Source organism: Streptomyces sp. NPDC002701, from assembly GCF_042889045.1.
Taxonomy (GTDB): Bacteria; Actinomycetota; Actinomycetes; order Streptomycetales; family Streptomycetaceae; genus Streptomyces.
Map to the genome: position 1 here is coordinate 1 of NZ_JBIAQL010000034.1, position 19,257 is coordinate 19,257.

Sequence of the window (19,257 nt, forward strand, 5' to 3'; positions counted from 1 at the left end):
TCTACCAGAACTGCAACATCTTCAACGACGGCGCCTTCGAAGCCATCAAGGACCAGCAGCAGGCCCAGGAAGCCGTGATCCGCCTCGAACACGGGAAACAGATCCGCTTCGGCACCCCTCTGGAGGACGGGATGGGCTCCAAGGGTGTCGTACGGGACCCCGCCACCGGCGACCTGGGTGTGGTGCCGGTGACGGACGAGAACCAGGACCGGATCCTGGTCCACGACGCGCACTCCGCGTCGCCGACGACGGCTTTCGCGTTGTCCCGGCTGGCCGATCCGGACACGCTGCACCACACCCCGATCGGTGTTCTGCGGTCCGTCGACCGGCCGGTCTACGACACGCAGATGGCCGACCAGCTCGACGCGGCGATCGAGCAGAACGGGAAGGGCGACCTGACCGCGCTGCTGGCCGGGGGCGACACCTGGACCGTCGCCGGCTGACGTCGTACGCGCCCGTCCCCGTAGCCCCTCCGCCTCCTCGACCGGCACGACGAGAGCCCGTCCCAGCCATCGGGAGTGATGGCGGTGACGGGCTCTCGCGGGGCGGGGTACGGCGTCCTGGGACGGGCTGCGGGAGGCAGGCCGCGTATCCATCGCGGCTATTTGGGGTCGCGGTTGAACTGTGCCTGCGACCAGCGGTAGCCGAGGACGGTCAGCCCGACGCACCAGGCGAGGGCGATCCACCAGTTGTTGCCGATCTCGGTGCCGAGGAGGAGGCCGCGCAGGGTCTCGATGGCGGGGGTGAAGGGCTGGTACTCGGCGATCGGCTGGAACCAGCCGGGCATCGAGTGGAGCGGGACGAAGGCGCTGGAGATGAGCGGCAGCAGGATCAGCGGCATGGCGTTGTTGCTGGCCGCCTCGGCGTTGGGGCTGCCCAGGCCCATGCCCACCGCGATCCAGGTGAAGGTCAGGGCGACTAGGGCGAGCAGGCCGAACGCCGCGAGCCATTCCAGGATCGTGGCATCGGTGGAGCGGAACCCCATGGCGACGGCGATGGCGCCGACGAGGACGACGCTGATGATGGTCTGCAGGACGCTTCCGACGACATGGCCGAAGAGGATGGAGCTGCGGTGGATGGCCATGGTGCGGAAGCGGGCGATGATGCCCTCGTTCATGTCGGTGGAGACCGAGACGGCGGTACCGATCACGGTCGAGCCGACGGTCATCAGCAGGATGCCGGGCACGATGTAGGCGATGTAGGCGGAGCGGCCCGCGCCGCCGCTCATGGTGTCGCCGAAGATGTAGACGAAGAGCAGCAACAGCATGACCGGCGTGAGCAGCAGGTTCAGGGTGAGGGACGGGTAGCGCCGGGCGTGCAGGAGGTTGCGGCGCAGCATGGTGTTCGAGTCGCGCACGGCGAGGGAGAGGGAGCTCATCGGACAGCCTCCTTGAGCCGGCTGGACACGCCGGGCTGGGGGTCGGTGCTGGTCAGGGCGAAGAAGACGTCGTCGAGGTCGGGGGTGTGCACGGTCAGTTCGTCGGCCTCGATGCCGGCGGAGTCCAGCGAGTCGAGGACGGCGCGCAGTTCGCGCTGGCTGCCGCCGCTGGGGATCTGCAGGGCCAGTGCCTCGTCGTCCCGGTTCACCTCGTGCAGGGCGAGGGTGGCGGACCGGTAGGCGTCGGGGTCGGAGAAGCGGAGCCGTACGTGTCCGCCGGGGATGAGCCGTTTCAGTTCTTCGGCGGTGCCTTCGGCGGCGATCGTGCCGTTGTTGAGGACGGCGATGCGGTCGGCGAGCTGGTCGGCCTCCTCGAGGTACTGGGTGGTGAGGAAGACGGTGACGCCGCCGGTGACGAGTTCGCGGATGATCTGCCACATGGTGTGGCGGCTGCGGGGGTCGAGGCCGGTGGTGGGCTCGTCGAGGAAGATGATGCGCGGGTCGCCGACGAGGGTCATGGCGATGTCGAGGCGGCGCTTCATGCCGCCGGAGTAGCTCTGGGCGGGCTTCTTCGCGGCGTCGCTCAGGTCGAAGCGTTCCAGGAGTTCGGCGGTGACCCGCCGTCCCTCCGTTTTGGACAGGTGGTGCAGGTCGGCCATGAGGAGCATGTTCTCCTCGCCGGTGATCAGGCCGTCGACGGCGGAGAACTGTCCGGTGACACCGATCGCGGCGCGCACGGCCTGTGGGTCGGTGGCGAGGTCGTGGCCGCCGACCCGGACGGTGCCGGCGTCGGCGGTGACGAGGGTGGAGAGGATCTTGACGGCGGTGGTCTTGCCGGCGCCGTTCGGGCCGAGCAGGGAGAAGACGGTTCCCTCCGGGACGTTCAGGTCGATGCCGTCGAGGACGACCTTGTCACCGTAGGACTTGCGCAGCCCGTTCGCCGCGATGGCCGAGTTGGTCATGAGAGGGACTCCTTCATCGGTGCTGCGGGGTTCAGAGGCTGCGGGCGGTGATGTCGCCGTGGGAGGTGGTCGCGTGGATGTTCAGTGCGGCGGCGGCGCCGTCGGCGTTCTGGAGGCTGTTGTTGATCCGGCCGTAGGTGGTGCCGCCGTCCAGGGAGGCGGAGACGCCGCGGGCAGCGCCTACCGAGATCTCGCCGGACTCGGTGCGCAGCGTGACCGTGCCGCGCACGGCCTCGGTGACGTGGAGGTCGCCCTTCTGGGTGCTGATCTCCGCGGGGCCGCCCAGGCGGCCGACCGAGACGTCACCGGCGAGGAGCGTGAGGCGGGCACCTGCGGTCTCGTCGAGCTTGACCGAGCCCTGGGCGCCCTCGAAGGTGACGTCGCCGAGCCGGCCGACGCCCCGGAACTCCCCGCTGGCCAGCTTCGCTTCGACGCGGGAGCCGGCGGGCAGCTGCACGGTCACCTCGACGGAGCCGGAGGAGGCGCCGAGGATGCGGTTCTGTGCGGGTGCGGCCTCGATCCGCAGGACGCCGTCGCCGTACTCGACCGTGATCTGCTTGACCGCCTTGAGGTCGCGGCTCTTCGAGGCGTCCGCGGGCAGGATCTCGACCGCGGTGTCGGTCCGGTCGGCGGCGATGAGACGGACGCGTCCCGCGGGGACGTCGAGGACCGCGGAGACGGGGGCGGGGGTGGCGAAGGTCTGCATCGTTCTCTCCTTCTTGTCGGGCTTCTTCATGGCCTGCTCTGCAGTGGGCGTCCTGTCGGCCCGCTGTTTTCTGATGATGGAAACGCTACGTTGCATTTACGATCCTGACAACAGGTTCGTTGCGCAAGAGTGTTGTCGTTGCAGGTCAAGCCGCAAATATCGTTGCAATGGTTCAGATTCTAATGCAACAACACACCGCAAAGCCGTTGCAATGAATAGGGAGTGAACGCTATAGTCGGGGCACCGAGGACCCAAGAAGGAGGCCCCGATGTCGGGAGGCAGACTCACCCAGCAGGAACGCCAGCAGATCGCGCTGGGACTGGCCGACGGCCTCGCCTACGCCGAGATCGCCAGGAACCTCGACCGCCCGACCTCGACGATCACGCGCGAGGTGATGCGCAACGGCGGCCCCACCGCCTACCGCGCCGACCTCGCCCACCGCGCCACCGAACAGCGCGCCCACCGCCGCAGGCAGGCCGCGCCCCGCGACGCGAAGGCGCCGGCGCAGGCCGACGGACGCGACTCCGAGGCCGTGCGCGAGTACGAGGAGGCGTTCACCACCGTGCTCATGGGGGCGGGCACACCCAGGATGATGGCCCGCGTGCTGGCCTGCCTCTACATCACCGACTCGGGCAGCCTCACCGCGGCCGAACTCGTCCAGCACCTCCAGGTCAGCCCCGCGTCCATCTCCAAGGCGATCACGTTCCTGGAAGGGCAGGGCCTCGTGCGCCGGGAACGCGACGAACGCCGCCGCGAGCGCTACGTCGTCGACAACGACGTCTGGTACCAGGCGATGGTCGCCGGCGCCCGGTCCCTCGGCCAGGTCATCGAGACGGCGCGGCAGGGCGTGGGCATCCTCGGCTCCGGCACCCCGGCGGCCACCCGCCTCGAGAACATCGCCCGCTTCCTCGACTTCGTCAACGAGAGCACCACCCGCGCCGCGGAGCAGGCCCGCGACATCCTCTACGTGAAGCCCGAAACACCCTCGGACGCCACCGCCTGAGCCGGGTCCATCCCGCGGCCGACCGCATTGTCAGTGGCGGCTGCAAGGGTGGCTTGTATGAACGGTGATGAGGAGCGGCTGCTGCGCGGCCGTGTCTACGGCCACGACCACGACAGCCCCGACCCGGGACCGCGCCCGGGCCAGGACTACGTGGAACTCGTGGGCGGCCCCCTGGACGGGCTGCTGCTGAACGTCACGGGCTGGACGCCGGAACAGATCGCCGCCGGCGCCGCCCTGCCCACCGAGCTCGCACAGTTCCCCGGTGGCCGCGCGCTGTACGACCCGCGGCCGGGCGACAGGACCCGCTTCCACTGGACGGGCGACAGCCCCTGACCGACGTCGCGGCCGCGTGGCGTTCACGCCCATGCCATTGCAACGTACAGGGCGAGTCCTGTTGCGTTACCCGACCACCATCGCAACGATTTAGATGCTGCGACCTGCGTTAACGCCACATGCACGCAACAAATGCGTTGCCAACTCCATGAATGCAACGTAGCGTTTCCGCTGTAAGAAACGAGAGAGGGTGAAGCTGAGGCCACCGGGCCGAGGGCACGCATCTCGCGAGGCGAGAGAGACCGAGAGGCGAGGGGGGTCGGACCATGAAGACAGCGCAAAGCCGGCAACAGACGGCACCCGGCGCCTTCACCGCCTTCGCCCGCTTCGTGCTCTGCGGCGGGGGAGTGGGACTGGCCTCCAGCTTCGCCGTGGCGGCCCTCGCCTCCTGGCTCCCCTGGAGCCTGGCCAACGCCGTGATCACGGTCGCCTCCACGCTCCTGGCCACCGAACTGCACGCCCGCTTCACCTTCGGCGCGGGCGGACGGGCGACCCGCCTCCAGCACACCCAGTCGGCGGGCTCGGCGGCGGCCGCGTACGCGATGACCTGCGTGGCGATGCTGGCCCTGCAACAACTGGTGGCAACCCCGGGCGCGGTACTGGAACAGATCGTCTACCTGTCCGCGTCGGCGCTGGCCGGCGTCGCCCGCTTCGCGGTGCTGCGCCTCGTGGTCTTCACCCGCACCCGCGCACAGGCCACACCCCACACCGTGCACCCGACCGCACCCCGCACCACGGCACAGGCCACCCCGAAGACCCTGTGCCACGCGGCCTGACACTCCCCGACCCTGACGCCGTGCCAAGACGGCACGACGTCAGGAAACGCTCCACGCCCGCAACTGACGCCCGATCAGGCCCACTCCCGAGACACCCGAGGCGGCATCGCGCACCAGGGAGACAGCCTCCTTCGGCGGATACGCGAGCAGACACCCGTTCAGAGCCAGGTACGCCTCCGCCGAATGCCAGGCGAAAGCGTCGTTGGAGTGCTCCAGACAGGGCAGCCTGGCCAGCGTCTGGAGCAGCGCTGCCGCCTTCAGATGCAAGGAACCGTAGATGTCGCGCTCCAGCGCCCGGGCATTGACCCGCGCCACCGCCGCATAGAGCGGCCCGTAGTCGTCCACCTGGGGATCACCGGCCAGCAACTCGGCCGCGTGCAGAAGGAAGGTCACATCGAGCGGATGGAGCGGATCGTTCTGCGTCACGCGGCGTGACCCCGCTCCTGCTGCCCCTCAAGCTCCCGCCGCGCCTGCAGTTCCGCGGCGCGCTGCTCCACATCGGGCCGCACCCCGCCGGCCTCCGCGGCGAAAGCGTCGCCGCTGACGGCCATGGACGCCCTGAACGCATCGAGAAAGCGCTTCTCCACGGCAGTGGCACGGGCATAGGCGGCCGAGAGGATGTACTCCTGCAGACTGACCCCTTCCTGCCGCGCAGCCGCCTCGATGGCGGCACGCTGCCCAGGATCGGGAAAACGCAGATTCATGGCTTTGGGCTGAGACATGGTACCGATGGTACCGCCGGTATCAAGAAAAGGACCACACTTTCAGACCCGAGGCACGGCGCCCCCGTCACACCAACCCATAGACCCCGACGTGCCCGCAGCCGACGTCGCATGGGGCAGCCCGGACGGCACCGCGCTGGCCACCCAGCCAACCGACGCAACCGACGCCGCCGGCGCGAGGCCGTGCGGTGGCTCAGCTGCCGTTCGGGCAGGCTTCAGGTCAAGACAGCAGGCCGGCGAGGGCAGCGTGGTCGTGGTAGTCGCGCGACCACGCGACTCGTCCGTCCCGGATGCAGAACACGGCGATGTTGTGCGTGGTCACCGCCGTGCCGTCTGTCGTGCGGGTGACGTCGTTGTCCCACTCCCCGACGACGACGTGCGGATCGGTCGTCTGGTGCACCTCGATGTTCCGCGGCGACAGCGTGACCGGGGCCGCACCGAACGCGGAGAGGTGCTGCTCGATCTCGGCCCGACCGGTCAGCACCACCTCGACCGGCTTGGCGAACGGCTGCCGCACCACCGCGTCCTCGGCGTACAGGCCGACCACCGTTGGCAGGTCCCGGTCGGCGAGCGACTTCAGCAGAAGCTCGAACACCTCACGGGGAGCACGAACAGCGTTGTCAGGCATGATGACCTCCAGAAGCTAGAATCGGAGTGACCACTCCGGTAGAGAAAATACGGAGTGACTACTCCGCTTGTCAAGGAAGGTTCCCGTGTCCCCCCGAGCCGACGCTGCACGCAACCGGTCCGCCGTCCTCCAGGCCGCCGACGAGGTCTTCGTCGAACACGGCGTCACGGCGTCGACGGAAGAGATCGCCCGGCGGGCCGGAGTCGGGATCGGCACCGTCTTCCGGCACTTCCCGACCAAGGAAGCACTGCTCAAAGCGGTGTACGAGCAACGCCTGGAACACCTGGCCGCCCGCGCCCTGACCGTCGGGACGGGCGACGCCCCGCCGGCCTGGTTCCGGGAGTTCTTCACCGACGTCGCCACCACATCGGCCGAGAAGCTCATCCTCGCCGACGCCCTCAGCGACCTTCAGCTGGACGCCGACCCCGAGGTCACAGCCCGCCTGCGCTCGGCCGTCGGCGCCCTGCTCCAGCGCGCTCAGAGCGCCGGGGCCGTCCGCAAGGACGTGTCCTTCGACGACCTGATCGCCCTGCTGATCGCAGCCGGCCGGGCCGCCCAGGCCACCGCGGACGCGCAGACCCGCACCCGCCTGATCGACGTCATCCTGGACGGCCTCGAGCCCCGCGAACAGCTCAGACCGGGTGCGGCCGGATGACGAGGCACCTCACCCGCCGCAGGGCCGAGCCCGCCACACGGCGCGACATCACCCCGTACCACCTGGCAGGCAGCCTGACCGGCACAGTTCCGGAGGCCACGGCAGGTGTCATTGGGGCAGACGGGCGTCAGGTGCGGCGGAGCGCGTCCAGATGGTCATGGGCGGGCGAACGGCCGCGCTCTGTGTAGCGCCCGGCGAAATCGGCCAGGACATGCCGCAAGGCCGCCGGGGTGCCGGGAACGGCGAGGGCGCTGTCGGCCGCGGCAAAGCAGGCGCGGGCGGCCTTGGCGAGGTCCTGGTTGTCGAGGCCGGTGCGGGCCGCCCGCAGCCAGACGTCGTGGGAGGGGACGGGCCGCCGCGGGTCCGGGCAGAGTGGCTCGGTTGCCGCGTAGGCGGCATCGGCCGCCACCGTGTCGTTCAGGAGCGTCGCGGCCAGCACAGTCGGCACGACCCAGTCGTCGCCGTTCTGTGCGTCGGTCATGCGCAACTCCAGCCAGCCGCGCGGTCTGACCGGCGGGAACAGCGTGCTGAGGTGGTAGTCCAGATCGGCCGGGGTCGGCGGCCGCAGCTCGGGTACGCCCCGCAGCCAGGCACGGAAGGTCAAGCCGGAGGGAGCGGACCAGTCCCCGTCGAGGTCGCCCGGTATGCACATCACCTGCGCGTCGAGCGCATAGCGGGTCCAGGCCGCACGTGGGTCGGGGTGGTAGCGGGGCGGGCGGGTACGACCGGCATCCATCCGGGACCAGACGTGCTGCCGGCCGGACAGCCACCCGGTGGGCCATCCGTCCTGTACCGGGGAGTTGGCGAAGGCGGCGACGAGCACGGGACCGATACGGTGGGCGAGTTCCCAGCGGGAGCGGTAGCCGCCGAGGCCGCGGGATTCCTCGCCGGAGTCCAGGTTGATGTGTACGGATGCGGTGCGGCGCATCATGTCGCGGCCCCAGGGGCCCTCGCGGTCGAAGAAGCTCTCCATGGCCCGGTAGCGGGGGTGGTCGAGCACACGAGGCGGTTCGCGATAGGGATCGAGGCCCCGGCCGACGAGTGCCAGACCGGCCTGTTCGACTGCCGTGCGCAGTACGGCGAGATCCGCGGCCATCATCTCGACGCCCGCGCCGAGCGAGAGGGCCGGCGGGGAACTCAGCTCCAGCTGGCCGCCCGGCTCACGGGTGAGCCTGCTGCCCCCGGTCAGGACGCCCGCGACCTCGATCGGTGCGAGGGCGGCGTTCAGCCGGTCGGCGGGTATCCGCAGCAGAGGGTTGTGGCGGTCCTGGACCAGCCACTCCGTCTCCACACCGATCCGCTCAGGGGGGCCGGTCCTGAAACACACGCCGAACACATGGGCTTCCGCTTCCTCCAGGGTCAGTTCGGTCATTTCTGTCCTCCTCTCGCACAAGCCGGTGCGGGTCAGGTGGGTGTCGCGCTGGGCGCAGGGGGAGCGGCGTGTCGAGGAACCACACCGCGTCCGCGATCTCCGGTCAGCGTGGTTGAACGGCCGGACAGCTGGCCTCGGTCAGCATGGTTGAACGGCCTCGGTCGGCGTGACGGCAGAGGTCGTCCCGGTCGGTGGTCGGCGTCGTGACCCGGCCCGGTCTCCGGCCGCACCCGGACGGGCGGCCGGAGACCTTCCCCGTGGCGGTGCTCGCCGCGTCGTTCAGACGGCGAGGCGGCCACCGTCGGCCACGATCACCTGGCCGGTGACGAAGCTCGCGCGCTCGCTCGCCACGAACGCGATGACCTCGGCGAGTTCCTCGGGCGCGGCGTTGCGCTTGAGCGGATTGACCTCGGACCACGCCGTGAACTGGTCGGCGCCGATGAAGTTCACCACGTTGTCGCTGCTCACGTTCCCAGGAGCCACCGCGTTGACGCGTATGCCGTACCGGCCCCACTCCGCGGCCCAACTGCGGGTGAAGGACTCGACGGCCGCCTTCTGCGCTCCATACGTCGCCATGTGCGGCATGGCGATCGCGGCGGCGATACTGCTGATGTTGACGATGGTGCCGCCGCCCCGCTCGATCATCCCCTGGACGAGTCGGGTGCTGAGGACGAAGGTGGCGCGCACGTTGGTGTCCCACGACTCCGCGTTCGCTTCGCTGTCCTGGTCGAGGGTCGGCTTGATGCTGGCCCTGTAGCTTGCCGCGTTGTTGACCAGCACGTCGATGTCACCCGCCTCCTTGGCCAACCGCTCGACGTCGGCGAGATCACTGAGATCAGCGAGGACGAACCGGGCCTTTCCTCCGCCGGCGGTGATGTCGTCCACCACCTCGGCCCCTCGCTCGGCGTTGCGGCCGGTGACCACCACCGACGCTCCGTCGCGTGCGAACGCGTGCGCCGTCGCGGCGCCGATACCTCCACGCGACCCCGCACCCGTGATCAGAACGCTCTTGCCCTCGAAATCCATGGTGTGCTCCTCGAAAAGAAAAAAGATGCCTGACGGCGCGCGCCGAGATCGGGCGGCAGCTTTCCGGCCGGTGGTGGCTGCGCTGGGCGTGCACCACGGTAGGACCGGGCCAGACATAGAGGCAAATAGTGGCAACGTATACTCTGCATTGACATCTCCTATGTCATGTCGAAGGTCGGATCTCGAATGAACCTGCGCCAATACGAATACGCCCTGGCCGTCGCCGAGGAGGGCTCCATGACGGCGGCAGCAGACCGTCTGCGGGTCACTCAGCCCTCTCTGTCACAGCAGATCGGCACCTTGGAGAAGCACCTCGGGGTGCAGCTGTTCACCCGCACCCCGAACGGGGTGACGGTGACGGTGGCAGGGCGGGCCTTCCTCGCGGAGGCGGAGATCGCGACGACCGCATCCCGGCGTGCCGTCATGGCCGCTCGCGCCGCCGACGGGGAACTGGCCGGCGAACTCATCATGGCTGTCCACATGGGCCTGGGAGCACGCCAACTACCCCAGGTGCTGGGGCAGTTGCGCAAGCGCCACCCGAAGCTGCAGGTGACCCTCCACGAGGAGCCCGATCCCGCGGACATGGAACGACTGGTCCGCCAGGGAACCCTCGACATGATCCTCGCGCACCGCTTCCCCGCCGGGTGCACCTTCGACACGCACCACCTGGGCGAGGAAGCCCACGTCGCAGTCCTCTCGAAGGGGCACCCACTTCTCTCGGACGGCGCCGCCCTGTGCCTGAAAGACCTGGCGTCGGAGGGATGGATCCGGTTCCGGCGCGCCAGCCTGCTCGACGACTACCTCGCCCGCCTGCTCGCCGACGCGGGCCTCAGCCCCCACACGGTGGCCCGAGCGTCACAGATCTCCACTGCGGTGCGGCTCGTCGCGCAGGGCCTGGGCGTCACCGTGGTCCCGGCCTCGGCCATCCCCGAAGGCTTCGAAGAACTGGCCTGCCCGCTCCTGCCCGCCCTGACCGAGCCCGTCCTCGTCGGCGTGCGGCGCAATCCGGGTCCGGCAGAGACGGCCATGCTCGACCACCTCAACCAACAGAACTGGTGCGGCACAAGCCTCCTCTGCCAGCCCACAACTGATTGAGCACCCCCAAGGACCCAGCCGGCCGGATCACGTCCTACGACCACAACAACGACGCGCGCACGAAGACCACCCACCCGGGCGGCACCGTGCAGACGATGAACCCGGACGAGTCGGACCGGACCCAAGACGATCAAAGCCACCTCATCCAACGGCACCCTGGTCAGTCTCGCCCACAGCTACTCCGACGCCGGCTACGACAGTGCGGGCCACTTCTCCTACGCCAAGGAGGAAAAGGGCACCACGCTCAACGCGTCCTGGCAGTACTGCTACGACGCCGCCGGGAACCTCACCTCCCAGGGCGTCGAGCCCGGCTGCCCCCGCGGCACCACCCACACCTACAACAACGCCTCGCAGTTGACCAGCAAGAACGGCTCCACGGCGAACTGGTCCTACGACACGGCCGCCAACGAGACCGCCGACGCCTCCACCCCGGAGGAGACCCGCGCGGCCGAGGCGTGGTCGGACTTCTCCCAGCTCATCTCCCTCACCGTCAGCGGCAAGATCTACCCGAGCCAGTACGGCTCCACCGGCTCCAGCGAACGCCACCGCCTGGGCGACATCTACTTCCACCCCGGCCCCATCGGCCCGGCCGCCGAGACAACCGCCGGTATGGACAAGGGACTCGTCCGCGAAACCGAGGGCATGCTGAACCCCATGACCCGTGACGGCAAGGCGTACTACTACCTCACCGACGCCCTCGACTCCGTCGTCGGCCTCGCCGACGAGTCCGGTACGAAATAGATCCACCCAGCGCTCCTGAAAGGGAACGTCTAGGTGCGAGCCATCTCCGCCCGCAGCTCCGCCATGCGGTCCATCAGGACGCCGAGAACCTGGCGTCGCGCCTGTTCGGCCTGGTGGAACGTCTCATTGATTCTTCGCCACAGCTGTCTATCCGGAGGCTCGTGAGCTTGCGCGGCCTCGTCGACCAAATGACCTACTGACTGGGCGGACTGTATGCACGAGTGCAAGCCTCGGGCCTCTGGCGTGTCCCTGCCGAAGTCGCGCGAACTTGGAGAGTGGACGAAGTTCAGCCCGTAGACCTCGCACCGGTCCGCAGCCGTTCTTACTTGCTTGATCGCATTGGGCAGCTCGCTGAGGTCAACTGGGCGGTCGTTGCGTGCTGCTTTGCGCGCATCGTCGAGGAGGAGCAGGAGGTCGCGGGTGGCGACGCGCAGATCCATCATTCGATCGAACTCATCCACGGTGCGGGCGCGTTGCTCATGGTGCCGTGCGTGCCGGCCGGTGATGAGCGGCACCGCAACTGCTGCGGCAGCGGTGATGGCTGCTCCACCCAGGCCGCTGATGAGTACGACGGTCAGTTGATCCACGGGAATATCGTGGCGGAAACGGATCGGCAGTGTCCGGAGAACTCTGCGGTCGCATCCAGACAGCACAACTTTCATCGTGCAGTGAGGATGTCGGCATGGGGGGTCAAGCACGGCGTCGGTTTGGTCGGATCGATCCATCAGCGAGATAAAGACGCACTCCCAGGTGTCATCGGCAGCTCGCATCTGCAACATGCTGTGGGAGCCTCTCCAGTTGCCGTACCTCTCTGGTAGGCGAGCTCACTGCGCGTCAGTCATTCAAGAGGTTCCGACCCCGGCACGGTCCAGCGGCCGATTGTCACCGTGCCGCCGGTTGCTCGGTGGGCATCGTCGAGCGCTTCGAGGGAGTCGGCCACGTGGGTCAGCAGTGTGGCGAGATCCGGCCATGCGGCTTCGGGTGCGTGGCCGTGGTCCGTGTAGCGGACCAGGCAGCCGCGGTGCCGCCCTGCACGCAGGTCGGCAAACAGGCCGCCTCCCGCCGCGTCATGGGCGATGGGAATCCAGGCGGGCAGCCACAAGAGAAGAGCTTCGCTGGGATAGAGCGTGCCTGCCGGCTGGCAGCTGCAGCGTTCCTGGAACGCGTCGAACTGCGGCTGAAGTTGCGGAGGGCAGGTGCGGCGGGCCGTGTCCAGGAAGAGCGCCCGGTGCTGGAGGGCGTCCTCCAGGGGGAGAGGGTGGTACCGGTCCGGGAAGAGACTGCCCGACGAGGGCGGCCGACGTAGCCCGTGGCGCCTTTGCCACCAGGCGGCGAGGTCGCTGGGCAGCGCGGCGCCGGCAGCCTCTGCCACGAGCTCGAGGGTGTGCCCGCGCGCAGGCGGGCACAGGGCCGCATGGACCCCGGGTGCGTGGCGGGCGAGCCAGGTCTCGATCCGGGTCCACGCCGCATCGGCGTATCGCGCAGCGCTCGTCACCACGGCGTCTCCGGACTCTCGCAGCTCGGCCTTTCAAACAAGTTGACGTGAGCATGATCAATCGACAGTGTCGGTCGCGTGCCAACACTCCACCAAGGAATGGAGTTGAACGTACCCATGAAAAGAGCCAAAACCCGGATCAGACTCGCGGGTTCGACCCTGGCCGCAGTGCTCTTATCGGCTCTCCTGGCCGCACCCGACGCGGCCGGCGCCGAACGTCCGTCCTCGACATCGCGTTACGTTGTCGAACCCGTCGTCATGAGCGAGGCCCGGTACGACAGGCTCAAGGCGGCGGGAACGCTCGACCGGTCCGACTGGACGGTCGCCGCCGAAACGACCGCCAAGGGCAAGCCCTCCACCGAGGCGCAGGCGAACGCCAAACTGGCCGAAACCGCGTCCCGAGGGGCCAGCGCCCCCGAATACGGGGACACCTCCAAAGTCTCCCTCCAGGCCGACGGGGTGACCGCCACGGCCGCACCGCCGACCTCCTGGGGTGACACCCCACCGCAGGACGGCCAGACCTGCCTCGGCCGTGACGCGGTCAACCAGCGCGGCGGGCTCACGTTCAACCGGTGGGTGTGGTGCCACCGGATGCGGGTCGGGCTGCGCTACTGGGAGGTCGAGAGTAACGGCGAGAGGGAGTACGAGGGCACCAACTCCTTCATCGCCCAGGCCGTCGCTGTCGGCAGCGGTACCCAGCGCGGCATCCGAACCTATCTGCGCGTCGAGGAGGGCTCGGTCTCGTACGACGACTGGGACCCGTGGGACCGTTTGTTCACAGCGCCCGACCTGCACATGTACATCCTCTCCGACTGCGCGGACGGCTACGACTACTGCCAGGGGACCGGCAGCGGCGTCGAGCACACCTGGGATGAGTGGGACTACCACGACGAGTGGCTCCACTGGGACATCTACTCCCACGAGGAAGCCAGCACCGCCGTGGACAAGGTCCTCTTCCACGACTGGTTCTTCCGCTTCGGCGGCAGCGACGAGGACGAGTACCAGGGCCCCGAAGGACGCACCGACAGCTGGCAGATCCGCTGCGACTCGGCGAACTACTTCTCCAACTTCGGCGTCGACTACCCGAGGGCCTGCGTCAACTACAACGTCGTCCCGCACCTCATCTACAAGATCAGCGACACCCGTGTCGAAGCCGTCGCCCGGCACATCCGCTTCGCGCAGGACAATCCCACCCGCACCTACCCCGTGGAACTGGACGAGACCAAGGACATCCCGGGCAAGTACACCGGCACACGCGACGGGCGGGGTCTGACCCGCGTCCCCCACGAGGGCACCATCGACAAGCTCAACGAGAACATGAAGGACAACGCCTGCAACCGCCGGCCGCCCTACGAGGGCGATTGGGGGTTGCCGCCCTACGACACGAGCACACTCGACTGTGACGAGTACCCCTTCTCCGTCACCAACGAAGGAGCAGCCAGCGTCGACTGGGCCTTCTCGGTACGCGCCGTGGACCGCAGCCAAAACCGTTCCGCCGGTGGCCTGTTGACGTGGTACCTCTTCAGCGACCGCATCCTGTACGACCGCGACCCCTACTGGGTCGAGATCCAGGACTGAGCACCGGCACACCTCCCGGAGAGGCTGGGGGCGTCCGCCACGGCGGACGCCCCCAGCCGCCGGTCAGACCACTTCCACAGCGTCCGGTTCCGCGTGCGGTCTGCCCCAGCCCGGGCAGGCGGACCGGATCGGCAACGTCCGGCACGTCCTCGTCAACAACACCACACCGACGTGGACAGGCAGCGACTACGACCTCGCAGTCGCCACCATCCGAAGAAGTCTCCGACTGGGCCGGCGAGCACGCCCGCCGCAGCCAGACCGCCCGCGTGACTGCCGACTTCTGCTGGCCATGGGTTTTCCCGACTTCCCACCCCTACTGCTGGAAGTAGCAATCACCTGGTACAGGGTCGTGGGCGAGGAAATCCTGGGCCTTGACCCTTGATCTTGGACACACGAGACACTGGATCCTGAGGATCTGAGAACGGACATCTCGTGGTCATGAAGCACTATCCGCCGCAGTTCAAGGCGGACGCGGTCGCGCTGTACCAGTCGCGGCCCCAGGCGACGATCCGGCAGGTCGCCACCACCATCCCCGCACGCGCGGGGAGCAGCGAAGGGGGCAACTCGTCGGGCTGCGTTGGGAGGGCGTGGCAGCATGCGGCGATGGTCTTGCGACACCCCGACGGCGACTACACGATCACCGCGATGTACTCCGTGCCCGATGACGCCTGGTACCTGGAACTGGATCTCGTTCCCAAGCAACAGACTCTCGTGACCGCAATCGTTCCCGACGAGGACCGGCATGGGAACCCACAGTGTGCTTCAACCCGCACGCAGGGCACGCTGACGTCCCGTACGAGGTCATGCGCTGGTTCATGCACCAGGTCGATGAAGGGATCCGTACCGCCCGTGCCTGGATGCGGCTGAGACCGGAACTCGTCGAGATCATCTACCAATTCCGCCAGGAACACATGGGCGTAGGTGCTGGCCCGCACGGACCTCGCGTACTACGCGGGCTGCGACGAGCACGCGCTGGCCCTGTACGCGGTGGGCGGCGCCGGATACATCAGTACGGTGGCGAACGTCGTGCCCGCACAACTGCGTGCCGTGCTCGACGTGTTCGACGCGGGGGACACCGCCGGGGCGGCGCGGCGCCAGCAACGGGCGACCGCGCTCATCGAGTCGATGATGGCGTCGGGCCTGCCCGGCACGGTCACCGCGAAGGCCCTGCTCAACTCCCTGGGCCTGCCCGCCGGTCCGGTACGGGCACCGCTGCGGCCCGCCGGCCACGAAGTGACCGACAGGCTGCTGGCCGAGCACGAGCGCCTGGTGGCAGGCACCTGACCGATTACCGCTCCCGTGCTCAGCGCCGGGCGAAGACCGGCACCCAGCGTCCAGGCGCGCCGTCGTTCCCCTGCCGGAAACCGCTCAGCGGGACGGTCTTGTCGCTGCCGACCGTGACGAGCACGAGCCGGTTGTGGAACTCGTTCGTACCGGGCTCGATGTCCCAGCTGATCAGGCGCTTGTCGTCGGCCCAGACGAGCGGCGACTGTCCGGGCACCGTGTGGAGCCGTTCGCCCGTGGAGGGCTCGTTGATCTCGATGCCGCTGGGCTCGTCGCCGCCCGCCGGGAGACCGGTGGGGACCTTGCCGAGCGGCACCGCATCCTTCACGGTGCCCCGGTCCGGGGACCCGTCCTTCGACTTCTCCTCGAACGCGCCGCCCGCCGCGGAGTCGCCGACGACGAGCCTGCCGTTCGGGGACAGTCCCGCTCCGGAGGACCGCTTCAGATACTTCTCGTCCTCGGGAACGGCGGTCTTGTCGCCCTCCAGGTCGTAGTACTGCATACGGGAGTCCCACGAGAGCGCGGACCGGACCAGCTCGCCGTCGTGGCTGAAGGCGAAGTCACGGCGGGGAGCGGCGAATGCAAACTCCTTCCCCTCGCGGCCGGCGACCTCGCGCCACGCCCCGTCGCCGGAGTCGACGTCGAGGACGTAGAAGCCGGTCCGGAACCATTTCCCGTACTGCACGAACCAGTCGTTCCTCTTGCCGTCGTGGTCGCTGTCGTTGGGCGCCAACTCCAGCTTGTCGGGGTTCTCGCTGTACGTCGTGGCGAGGAGCCTGTCGCCGTCCGGCGAGAACTCGATGCCCGCGACGGGGTGGTCGACGCTGATCCAGCGCTCGACCTCGCCGGTGCGGAGGTCGAGCAGCCCGATCCGCCTGGTGGGCAGTTCCTCCTCCAGGACGGCGGCCGTGCGCATCCCGGGGGCGACGGCGACGAAGGACCACTCGGGGGCCTTCACGTACTTCCCGGTGCGCTGGTCGAGGAGGTGGTAGGCGCGCCGGTCGACGACCTGGCCTCCGGTCTCCTCGACGGCGTCGCGCGTGAAGTAGGCGGCCAGCGCGGTGTCTCCCGCCGCGATGAGGTCGCGCGGCGGCGACTGGTCCGGGTGGGCGACGATGTCGCTCCGGTTCATCTGGCTGGCGAGCCGCGGTTCGTCCTTTCCGTCGTACAGGACGGGCACCCCCACGGCGACGGCGACGGCGACGGCCGTGACCGCCGCGGCGCCGGCGAGCGCACGGCTGCGGCGGCGCCGCCGGACGGCGAGGACCCGGCCCGCGAAGCCGGACGGTGTGGCCGTGGCCTCGGCAGCCTGCTCGTGCAGGGTGTCACGTACGAGCTGATCCATGTTCACGGACGTACCTCCACGGGTGAGAGATCGCGGGACGGACCCTGTTCGGCGTCGGCCGCGCCGAGCGCGGACAGCTCCGGCACGAGGATGCGCAGCCGAGCGAGCGAGCGGTGCGTGGTGGACCGTACGGTCCCGACCGAGCAGCCGAGGATGCGGGCGACGTCGGTCTCCGGCAGGTCCTCGAAGTAGCGGAGCACGAGGACGGTCCGCTGCCGGGCGGTGAGCCGCGCCAGCGCCCCGCGCATCACGATGCGCAGCTCGGTGGCGGAAGAGGCGTCGCCTCCGCCCGCCGCCTCCGGCGGCTCGGCGACGGTCAGTTCCCGGCGCCGCCATTTCAGCCGCCAGCGGCTCACTTGCTGGCGGTACAGGATCTGCCGTACGTACGCTTCCGGCTCGTCGATGCGGTGCCAGCGGCCAGCGGCCTTGACCAGCGCGTTCTGCAGCAGGTCCTCGGCGGCGTGGCGGTCGCCGCCGCTGAGCAGGACGGCGGTCTTCAGCAGCGCCGACGACCGGTTCTCCACGAAGTCCCGGAACCGCTCGTGTCCTTCGGCATCCATCGTCACCTTCTCTCCCCCCGGGCGGGCCCGTCCCCGCTCCCACCCGTACAGACGCGCGCACCCGCCTCCGGCTATGTCTGCCGACGGCAACCACTTGCGCCGCCGAAGGCACGAGAACCGGGGCGGAGCCCCGTTCCAGGGGCGCGGGGAACTGCGCGGCGAGCACGCCGGAGGCGTCCCCCAGTTGCCGGAGACATGAGGGCATGCGGGAAGATGGGTGCGCAGGCATGGACTCGCTCGGTGCTCATACGGACTCGACACCCACACGATCACCAGCGGCCATGCCTGTTCTGCGTCCAGGGTGGCTGCCGGCAGAAGTCGACAAGCAGTCACATCCAACACTCAGCAGGCGAACCGCCCACCTCGGCACTTCTCAAAGACCCTGCCCTGGACCCTGCCGGAGTATGGGTTCGATTGGAGGATCCTGGCGGCCGCGAGTACCCAGGGCCGGGCTCGCTTTGGCTGGGCATGATTCCGCCCTGCACCCGCGTCGTCATCCCTCTGCGTGAGATTCGCAACGCCGACAAAGACGAGGACGATCGAGTCGGCGAGATCACCGTGACCGACGCAAACGGTCTGGAATGGACGCGGACGCACTACGGCAGGCTCACTCCCAAAGACTTCTTCGGTCCAAGTGTTGGCTCACTCAAATCGACCCCTGCCATCTCATACAGAGGGGCCAAGACGACGGATGTAGAACCTTGCGGCAGCACCCCATGAAACGACCAAGATCATTCTTGTCTAATTGAGCAAGAATGATCTTGGTCAGCTTCCAGGGACGCGCGCCTACCTCGGTACGGCTCCACCCTCCTCCATAACGTTGGTGTATTTACGGAGCGTGCAAGGACGGACGCGTCATCGTCTCCGGCGACAGCCTTCACGGGGCCCGTTGGTCCCCTCTCGGGACGGGAATGTAGCCGTCGTCAGCTCGAATGTTCGCGACGAGCTTCCCGAGTTCGACCAGGACGTCCTCGCCGGACAGTGAAGGGTTCGCCTCGCCGCCCGCATCCGGATCCTGTCCGCGATCGCGGTCCGCAAGTTCGGCCACCTGCAGTGGGCGGTCGACCTGATCCTCACCGCCCTCGCCCTGCTCCTTCTCGCCGTGACCGGCGCCCTTCTCTGACGCTCCCGCGCCCCGCCCCACACCCCCGCCGACACCCCCGGCGGCCGGTGCGGGGCCGGGCTCAGGACCGGACAGCCCGGCCCATCTGTGCAGAAGGGGAATCCCCTCATGCGTGTGCTGCTCTCTCCGGAGCCGTTGAACGGCCTGGTGGTTCTCATCGGCGCGTCCGGGGCGGGAAAGACGACGCTCGCCGAGACCTGGCCTGCCTCGCAGGTCCTGTCCCTGGATGCGCTACACGAGGCGGTCAGCGACGACGCGGACGACCAAGAGGCGACCGCCGATGCGGTCGACGCCCTGCACCTGCTGCTGGAACGCCGCATGGCGCGCCAGCTCACCACCGTCATCGACGCGACGAACGCACCTCGGACTGCCACAGCGTCCGGGCGGTTCTTCTACCGAACGGCCGCCGCTAACCACCTGCTCACAGGCACGTCACGCAGTAGACGGGTGGCTCCCCGACCGTGAAGTGCGTACG

Annotated in this window: 21 protein-coding genes and 2 pseudogenes; 11 read left to right on the forward strand and 12 right to left on the reverse strand. The window is 68.7% G+C overall.

Going from position 1 to position 19,257, the window contains the following annotated elements:
- A pseudogene (locus ACFYXC_RS38830) lies at window positions 1–443 on the forward strand (2-oxoacid:ferredoxin oxidoreductase subunit beta); the annotation flags it as partial.
- A gap of 158 nt (window positions 444–601) precedes the next feature.
- Here the strand turns inward: ACFYXC_RS38830 and ACFYXC_RS38835 are convergent.
- Genes ACFYXC_RS38835 through ACFYXC_RS38845 form a run of 3 tightly spaced genes read right to left on the reverse strand, consistent with a single transcriptional unit; the run spans window position 602 to window position 3,046 of the window.
- Window positions 602–1,378, reverse strand: a complete 777-nt coding sequence (locus ACFYXC_RS38835; RefSeq protein WP_389557471.1) for an ABC transporter permease — start codon at window positions 1,376–1,378, stop codon at window positions 602–604.
- On the reverse strand, window positions 1,375–2,340 hold the full coding sequence (locus ACFYXC_RS38840; RefSeq protein ID WP_389557473.1) for an ATP-binding cassette domain-containing protein: 966 nt from the start codon (window positions 2,338–2,340) through the stop codon (window positions 1,375–1,377). Before ACFYXC_RS38840 ends, ACFYXC_RS38835 begins: the two co-directional genes overlap by 4 nt.
- 31 nt (window positions 2,341–2,371) lie before the next feature.
- Window positions 2,372–3,046, reverse strand: a complete 675-nt coding sequence (locus ACFYXC_RS38845; RefSeq protein ID WP_389557549.1) for a DUF4097 family beta strand repeat-containing protein — start codon at window positions 3,044–3,046, stop codon at window positions 2,372–2,374.
- Between the two features lie 268 nt (window positions 3,047–3,314).
- Here ACFYXC_RS38845 and ACFYXC_RS38850 point away from each other — a divergent pair, with 268 nt between their 5' ends.
- The 3 genes from ACFYXC_RS38850 (at window position 3,315) to ACFYXC_RS38860 (ending at window position 5,158) form a co-directional block, all read left to right on the forward strand.
- A complete protein-coding gene (locus ACFYXC_RS38850) occupies window positions 3,315–4,049 on the forward strand; it encodes a helix-turn-helix domain-containing protein (protein WP_389557475.1) in 735 nt (244 codons plus the stop codon).
- Between the two features lie 57 nt (window positions 4,050–4,106).
- Window positions 4,107–4,382: a hypothetical protein gene (locus tag ACFYXC_RS38855; protein WP_389557476.1), complete on the forward strand. Its 276-nt coding sequence runs from the start codon at window positions 4,107–4,109 to the stop codon at window positions 4,380–4,382.
- 266 nt (window positions 4,383–4,648) lie between these two features.
- Window positions 4,649–5,158 carry a hypothetical protein gene (locus ACFYXC_RS38860; protein ID WP_389557478.1) on the forward strand — a complete coding sequence of 170 codons (510 nt, stop codon included), beginning with the start codon at window positions 4,649–4,651 and terminating at the stop codon, window positions 5,156–5,158.
- Window positions 5,159–5,197: 39 nt separating this feature from the next.
- Here ACFYXC_RS38860 and ACFYXC_RS38865 read toward each other — a convergent pair whose 3' ends face one another.
- The 3 genes from ACFYXC_RS38865 to ACFYXC_RS38875 all read right to left on the reverse strand — a co-directional run bounded on the left by ACFYXC_RS38865 (window position 5,198) and on the right by ACFYXC_RS38875 (window position 6,508).
- A complete protein-coding gene (locus tag ACFYXC_RS38865) occupies window positions 5,198–5,584 on the reverse strand; it encodes a fic family toxin-antitoxin system, toxin component (protein ID WP_388926886.1) in 387 nt (128 codons plus the stop codon).
- Window positions 5,581–5,880: a DUF1778 domain-containing protein gene (locus tag ACFYXC_RS38870; RefSeq protein ID WP_389557479.1), complete on the reverse strand. Its 300-nt coding sequence runs from the start codon at window positions 5,878–5,880 to the stop codon at window positions 5,581–5,583. The genes ACFYXC_RS38865 and ACFYXC_RS38870 overlap by 4 nt, the downstream gene beginning before the upstream one ends.
- Window positions 5,881–6,100: 220 nt before the next feature.
- Window positions 6,101–6,508, reverse strand: coding sequence for a nuclear transport factor 2 family protein (locus ACFYXC_RS38875; protein WP_389557480.1), 408 nt, complete (start codon window positions 6,506–6,508; stop codon window positions 6,101–6,103).
- A gap of 85 nt (window positions 6,509–6,593) precedes the next feature.
- Here ACFYXC_RS38875 and ACFYXC_RS38880 point away from each other — a divergent pair, with 85 nt between their 5' ends.
- Window positions 6,594–7,163, forward strand: coding sequence for a TetR/AcrR family transcriptional regulator (locus ACFYXC_RS38880; RefSeq protein ID WP_388926895.1), 570 nt, complete (start codon window positions 6,594–6,596; stop codon window positions 7,161–7,163).
- Window positions 7,164–7,290: 127 nt separating this feature from the next.
- Here the strand turns inward: ACFYXC_RS38880 and egtA are convergent, their stop codons facing one another.
- Together egtA and ACFYXC_RS38890 are read right to left on the reverse strand one after the other, a co-directional pair.
- Window positions 7,291–8,535, reverse strand: coding sequence for an ergothioneine biosynthesis glutamate--cysteine ligase EgtA (gene egtA / locus ACFYXC_RS38885; protein ID WP_389557483.1), 1,245 nt, complete (start codon window positions 8,533–8,535; stop codon window positions 7,291–7,293).
- A gap of 279 nt (window positions 8,536–8,814) precedes the next feature.
- A complete protein-coding gene (locus tag ACFYXC_RS38890) occupies window positions 8,815–9,561 on the reverse strand; it encodes an SDR family NAD(P)-dependent oxidoreductase (RefSeq protein WP_389557485.1) in 747 nt (248 codons plus the stop codon).
- A gap of 186 nt (window positions 9,562–9,747) precedes the next feature.
- Here ACFYXC_RS38890 and ACFYXC_RS38895 point away from each other — a divergent pair, with 186 nt between their 5' ends.
- Together ACFYXC_RS38895 and ACFYXC_RS38900 are read left to right on the forward strand one after the other, a co-directional pair.
- Entirely contained in the window at window positions 9,748–10,656 is a 909-nt protein-coding gene (locus tag ACFYXC_RS38895; RefSeq protein ID WP_389557487.1) for a LysR family transcriptional regulator, read from the forward strand.
- Window positions 10,657–11,010: 354 nt separating this feature from the next.
- Window positions 11,011–11,397 carry a hypothetical protein gene (locus ACFYXC_RS38900; RefSeq protein WP_389557489.1) on the forward strand — a complete coding sequence of 129 codons (387 nt, stop codon included), beginning with the start codon at window positions 11,011–11,013 and terminating at the stop codon, window positions 11,395–11,397.
- A gap of 29 nt (window positions 11,398–11,426) precedes the next feature.
- Here ACFYXC_RS38900 and ACFYXC_RS38905 read toward each other — a convergent pair whose 3' ends face one another.
- Both ACFYXC_RS38905 and ACFYXC_RS38910 read right to left on the reverse strand, forming a co-directional pair.
- Window positions 11,427–11,984: a hypothetical protein gene (locus ACFYXC_RS38905; protein WP_389557491.1), complete on the reverse strand. Its 558-nt coding sequence runs from the start codon at window positions 11,982–11,984 to the stop codon at window positions 11,427–11,429.
- A 251-nt stretch (window positions 11,985–12,235) separates the two neighbouring features.
- The gene (locus ACFYXC_RS38910) at window positions 12,236–12,769 is read right to left on the reverse strand and encodes a hypothetical protein (RefSeq protein WP_389557492.1); all 534 of its coding nucleotides are present in this window, start codon (window positions 12,767–12,769) and stop codon (window positions 12,236–12,238) included.
- Between the two features lie 240 nt (window positions 12,770–13,009).
- Between ACFYXC_RS38910 and ACFYXC_RS38915 the strand changes: the two genes are divergently transcribed.
- From ACFYXC_RS38915 to ACFYXC_RS38925, 3 genes and pseudogenes are all read left to right on the forward strand, one after another.
- Window positions 13,010–14,470: a hypothetical protein gene (locus tag ACFYXC_RS38915; RefSeq protein ID WP_389557494.1), complete on the forward strand. Its 1,461-nt coding sequence runs from the start codon at window positions 13,010–13,012 to the stop codon at window positions 14,468–14,470.
- Window positions 14,471–14,908: 438 nt separating this feature from the next.
- Complete coding sequence (locus ACFYXC_RS38920; RefSeq protein WP_389557495.1) at window positions 14,909–15,337, forward strand: hypothetical protein; 429 nt, start codon at window positions 14,909–14,911, stop codon at window positions 15,335–15,337.
- A gap of 54 nt (window positions 15,338–15,391) precedes the next feature.
- Window positions 15,392–15,754, forward strand: a pseudogene (locus ACFYXC_RS38925) (dihydrodipicolinate synthase family protein); the annotation flags it as partial.
- 19 nt (window positions 15,755–15,773) lie between these two features.
- Here the strand turns inward: ACFYXC_RS38925 and ACFYXC_RS38930 are convergent.
- Both ACFYXC_RS38930 and ACFYXC_RS38935 read right to left on the reverse strand, forming a co-directional pair.
- Entirely contained in the window at window positions 15,774–17,099 is a 1,326-nt protein-coding gene (locus ACFYXC_RS38930; protein ID WP_389557551.1) for a WD40 repeat domain-containing protein, read from the reverse strand.
- A gap of 2 nt (window positions 17,100–17,101) precedes the next feature.
- Window positions 17,102–17,659 carry a SigE family RNA polymerase sigma factor gene (locus ACFYXC_RS38935; RefSeq protein ID WP_388916027.1) on the reverse strand — a complete coding sequence of 186 codons (558 nt, stop codon included), beginning with the start codon at window positions 17,657–17,659 and terminating at the stop codon, window positions 17,102–17,104.
- A gap of 1,231 nt (window positions 17,660–18,890) precedes the next feature.
- Here ACFYXC_RS38935 and ACFYXC_RS38940 point away from each other — a divergent pair.
- Window positions 18,891–19,247: an AAA family ATPase gene (locus tag ACFYXC_RS38940; RefSeq protein WP_389557497.1), complete on the forward strand. Its 357-nt coding sequence runs from the start codon at window positions 18,891–18,893 to the stop codon at window positions 19,245–19,247.
- Window positions 19,248–19,257 lie beyond the last annotated feature (10 nt).

Bases quoted from the DNA above. Each gene is read 5' to 3' on its own strand.
- ACFYXC_RS38890 (WP_389557485.1), bottom strand. From the start codon at position 9,561: ATGGATTTCGAGGGCAAGAGCGTTCTGATCACGGGTGCGGGGTCGCGT.
- ACFYXC_RS38860 (WP_389557478.1), top strand. From the start codon at position 4,649: ATGAAGACAGCGCAAAGCCGGCAACAGACGGCACCCGGCGCCTTCACC.
- ACFYXC_RS38940 (WP_389557497.1), top strand. From the start codon at position 18,891: ATGCGTGTGCTGCTCTCTCCGGAGCCGTTGAACGGCCTGGTGGTTCTC.
- ACFYXC_RS38930 (WP_389557551.1), bottom strand. From the start codon at position 17,099: ATGGATCAGCTCGTACGTGACACCCTGCACGAGCAGGCTGCCGAGGCC.
- ACFYXC_RS38920 (WP_389557495.1), top strand. From the start codon at position 14,909: ATGAAGCACTATCCGCCGCAGTTCAAGGCGGACGCGGTCGCGCTGTAC.
- ACFYXC_RS38850 (WP_389557475.1), top strand. From the start codon at position 3,315: ATGTCGGGAGGCAGACTCACCCAGCAGGAACGCCAGCAGATCGCGCTG.
- ACFYXC_RS38855 (WP_389557476.1), top strand. From the start codon at position 4,107: ATGAACGGTGATGAGGAGCGGCTGCTGCGCGGCCGTGTCTACGGCCAC.
- ACFYXC_RS38870 (WP_389557479.1), bottom strand. From the start codon at position 5,880: ATGTCTCAGCCCAAAGCCATGAATCTGCGTTTTCCCGATCCTGGGCAG.
- ACFYXC_RS38895 (WP_389557487.1), top strand. From the start codon at position 9,748: ATGAACCTGCGCCAATACGAATACGCCCTGGCCGTCGCCGAGGAGGGC.
- ACFYXC_RS38935 (WP_388916027.1), bottom strand. From the start codon at position 17,659: ATGGATGCCGAAGGACACGAGCGGTTCCGGGACTTCGTGGAGAACCGG.
- egtA (WP_389557483.1), bottom strand. From the start codon at position 8,535: ATGACCGAACTGACCCTGGAGGAAGCGGAAGCCCATGTGTTCGGCGTG.
- ACFYXC_RS38915 (WP_389557494.1), top strand. From the start codon at position 13,010: ATGAAAAGAGCCAAAACCCGGATCAGACTCGCGGGTTCGACCCTGGCC.
- ACFYXC_RS38840 (WP_389557473.1), bottom strand. From the start codon at position 2,340: ATGACCAACTCGGCCATCGCGGCGAACGGGCTGCGCAAGTCCTACGGT.
- ACFYXC_RS38845 (WP_389557549.1), bottom strand. From the start codon at position 3,046: ATGCAGACCTTCGCCACCCCCGCCCCCGTCTCCGCGGTCCTCGACGTC.
- ACFYXC_RS38835 (WP_389557471.1), bottom strand. From the start codon at position 1,378: ATGAGCTCCCTCTCCCTCGCCGTGCGCGACTCGAACACCATGCTGCGC.
- ACFYXC_RS38875 (WP_389557480.1), bottom strand. From the start codon at position 6,508: ATGCCTGACAACGCTGTTCGTGCTCCCCGTGAGGTGTTCGAGCTTCTG.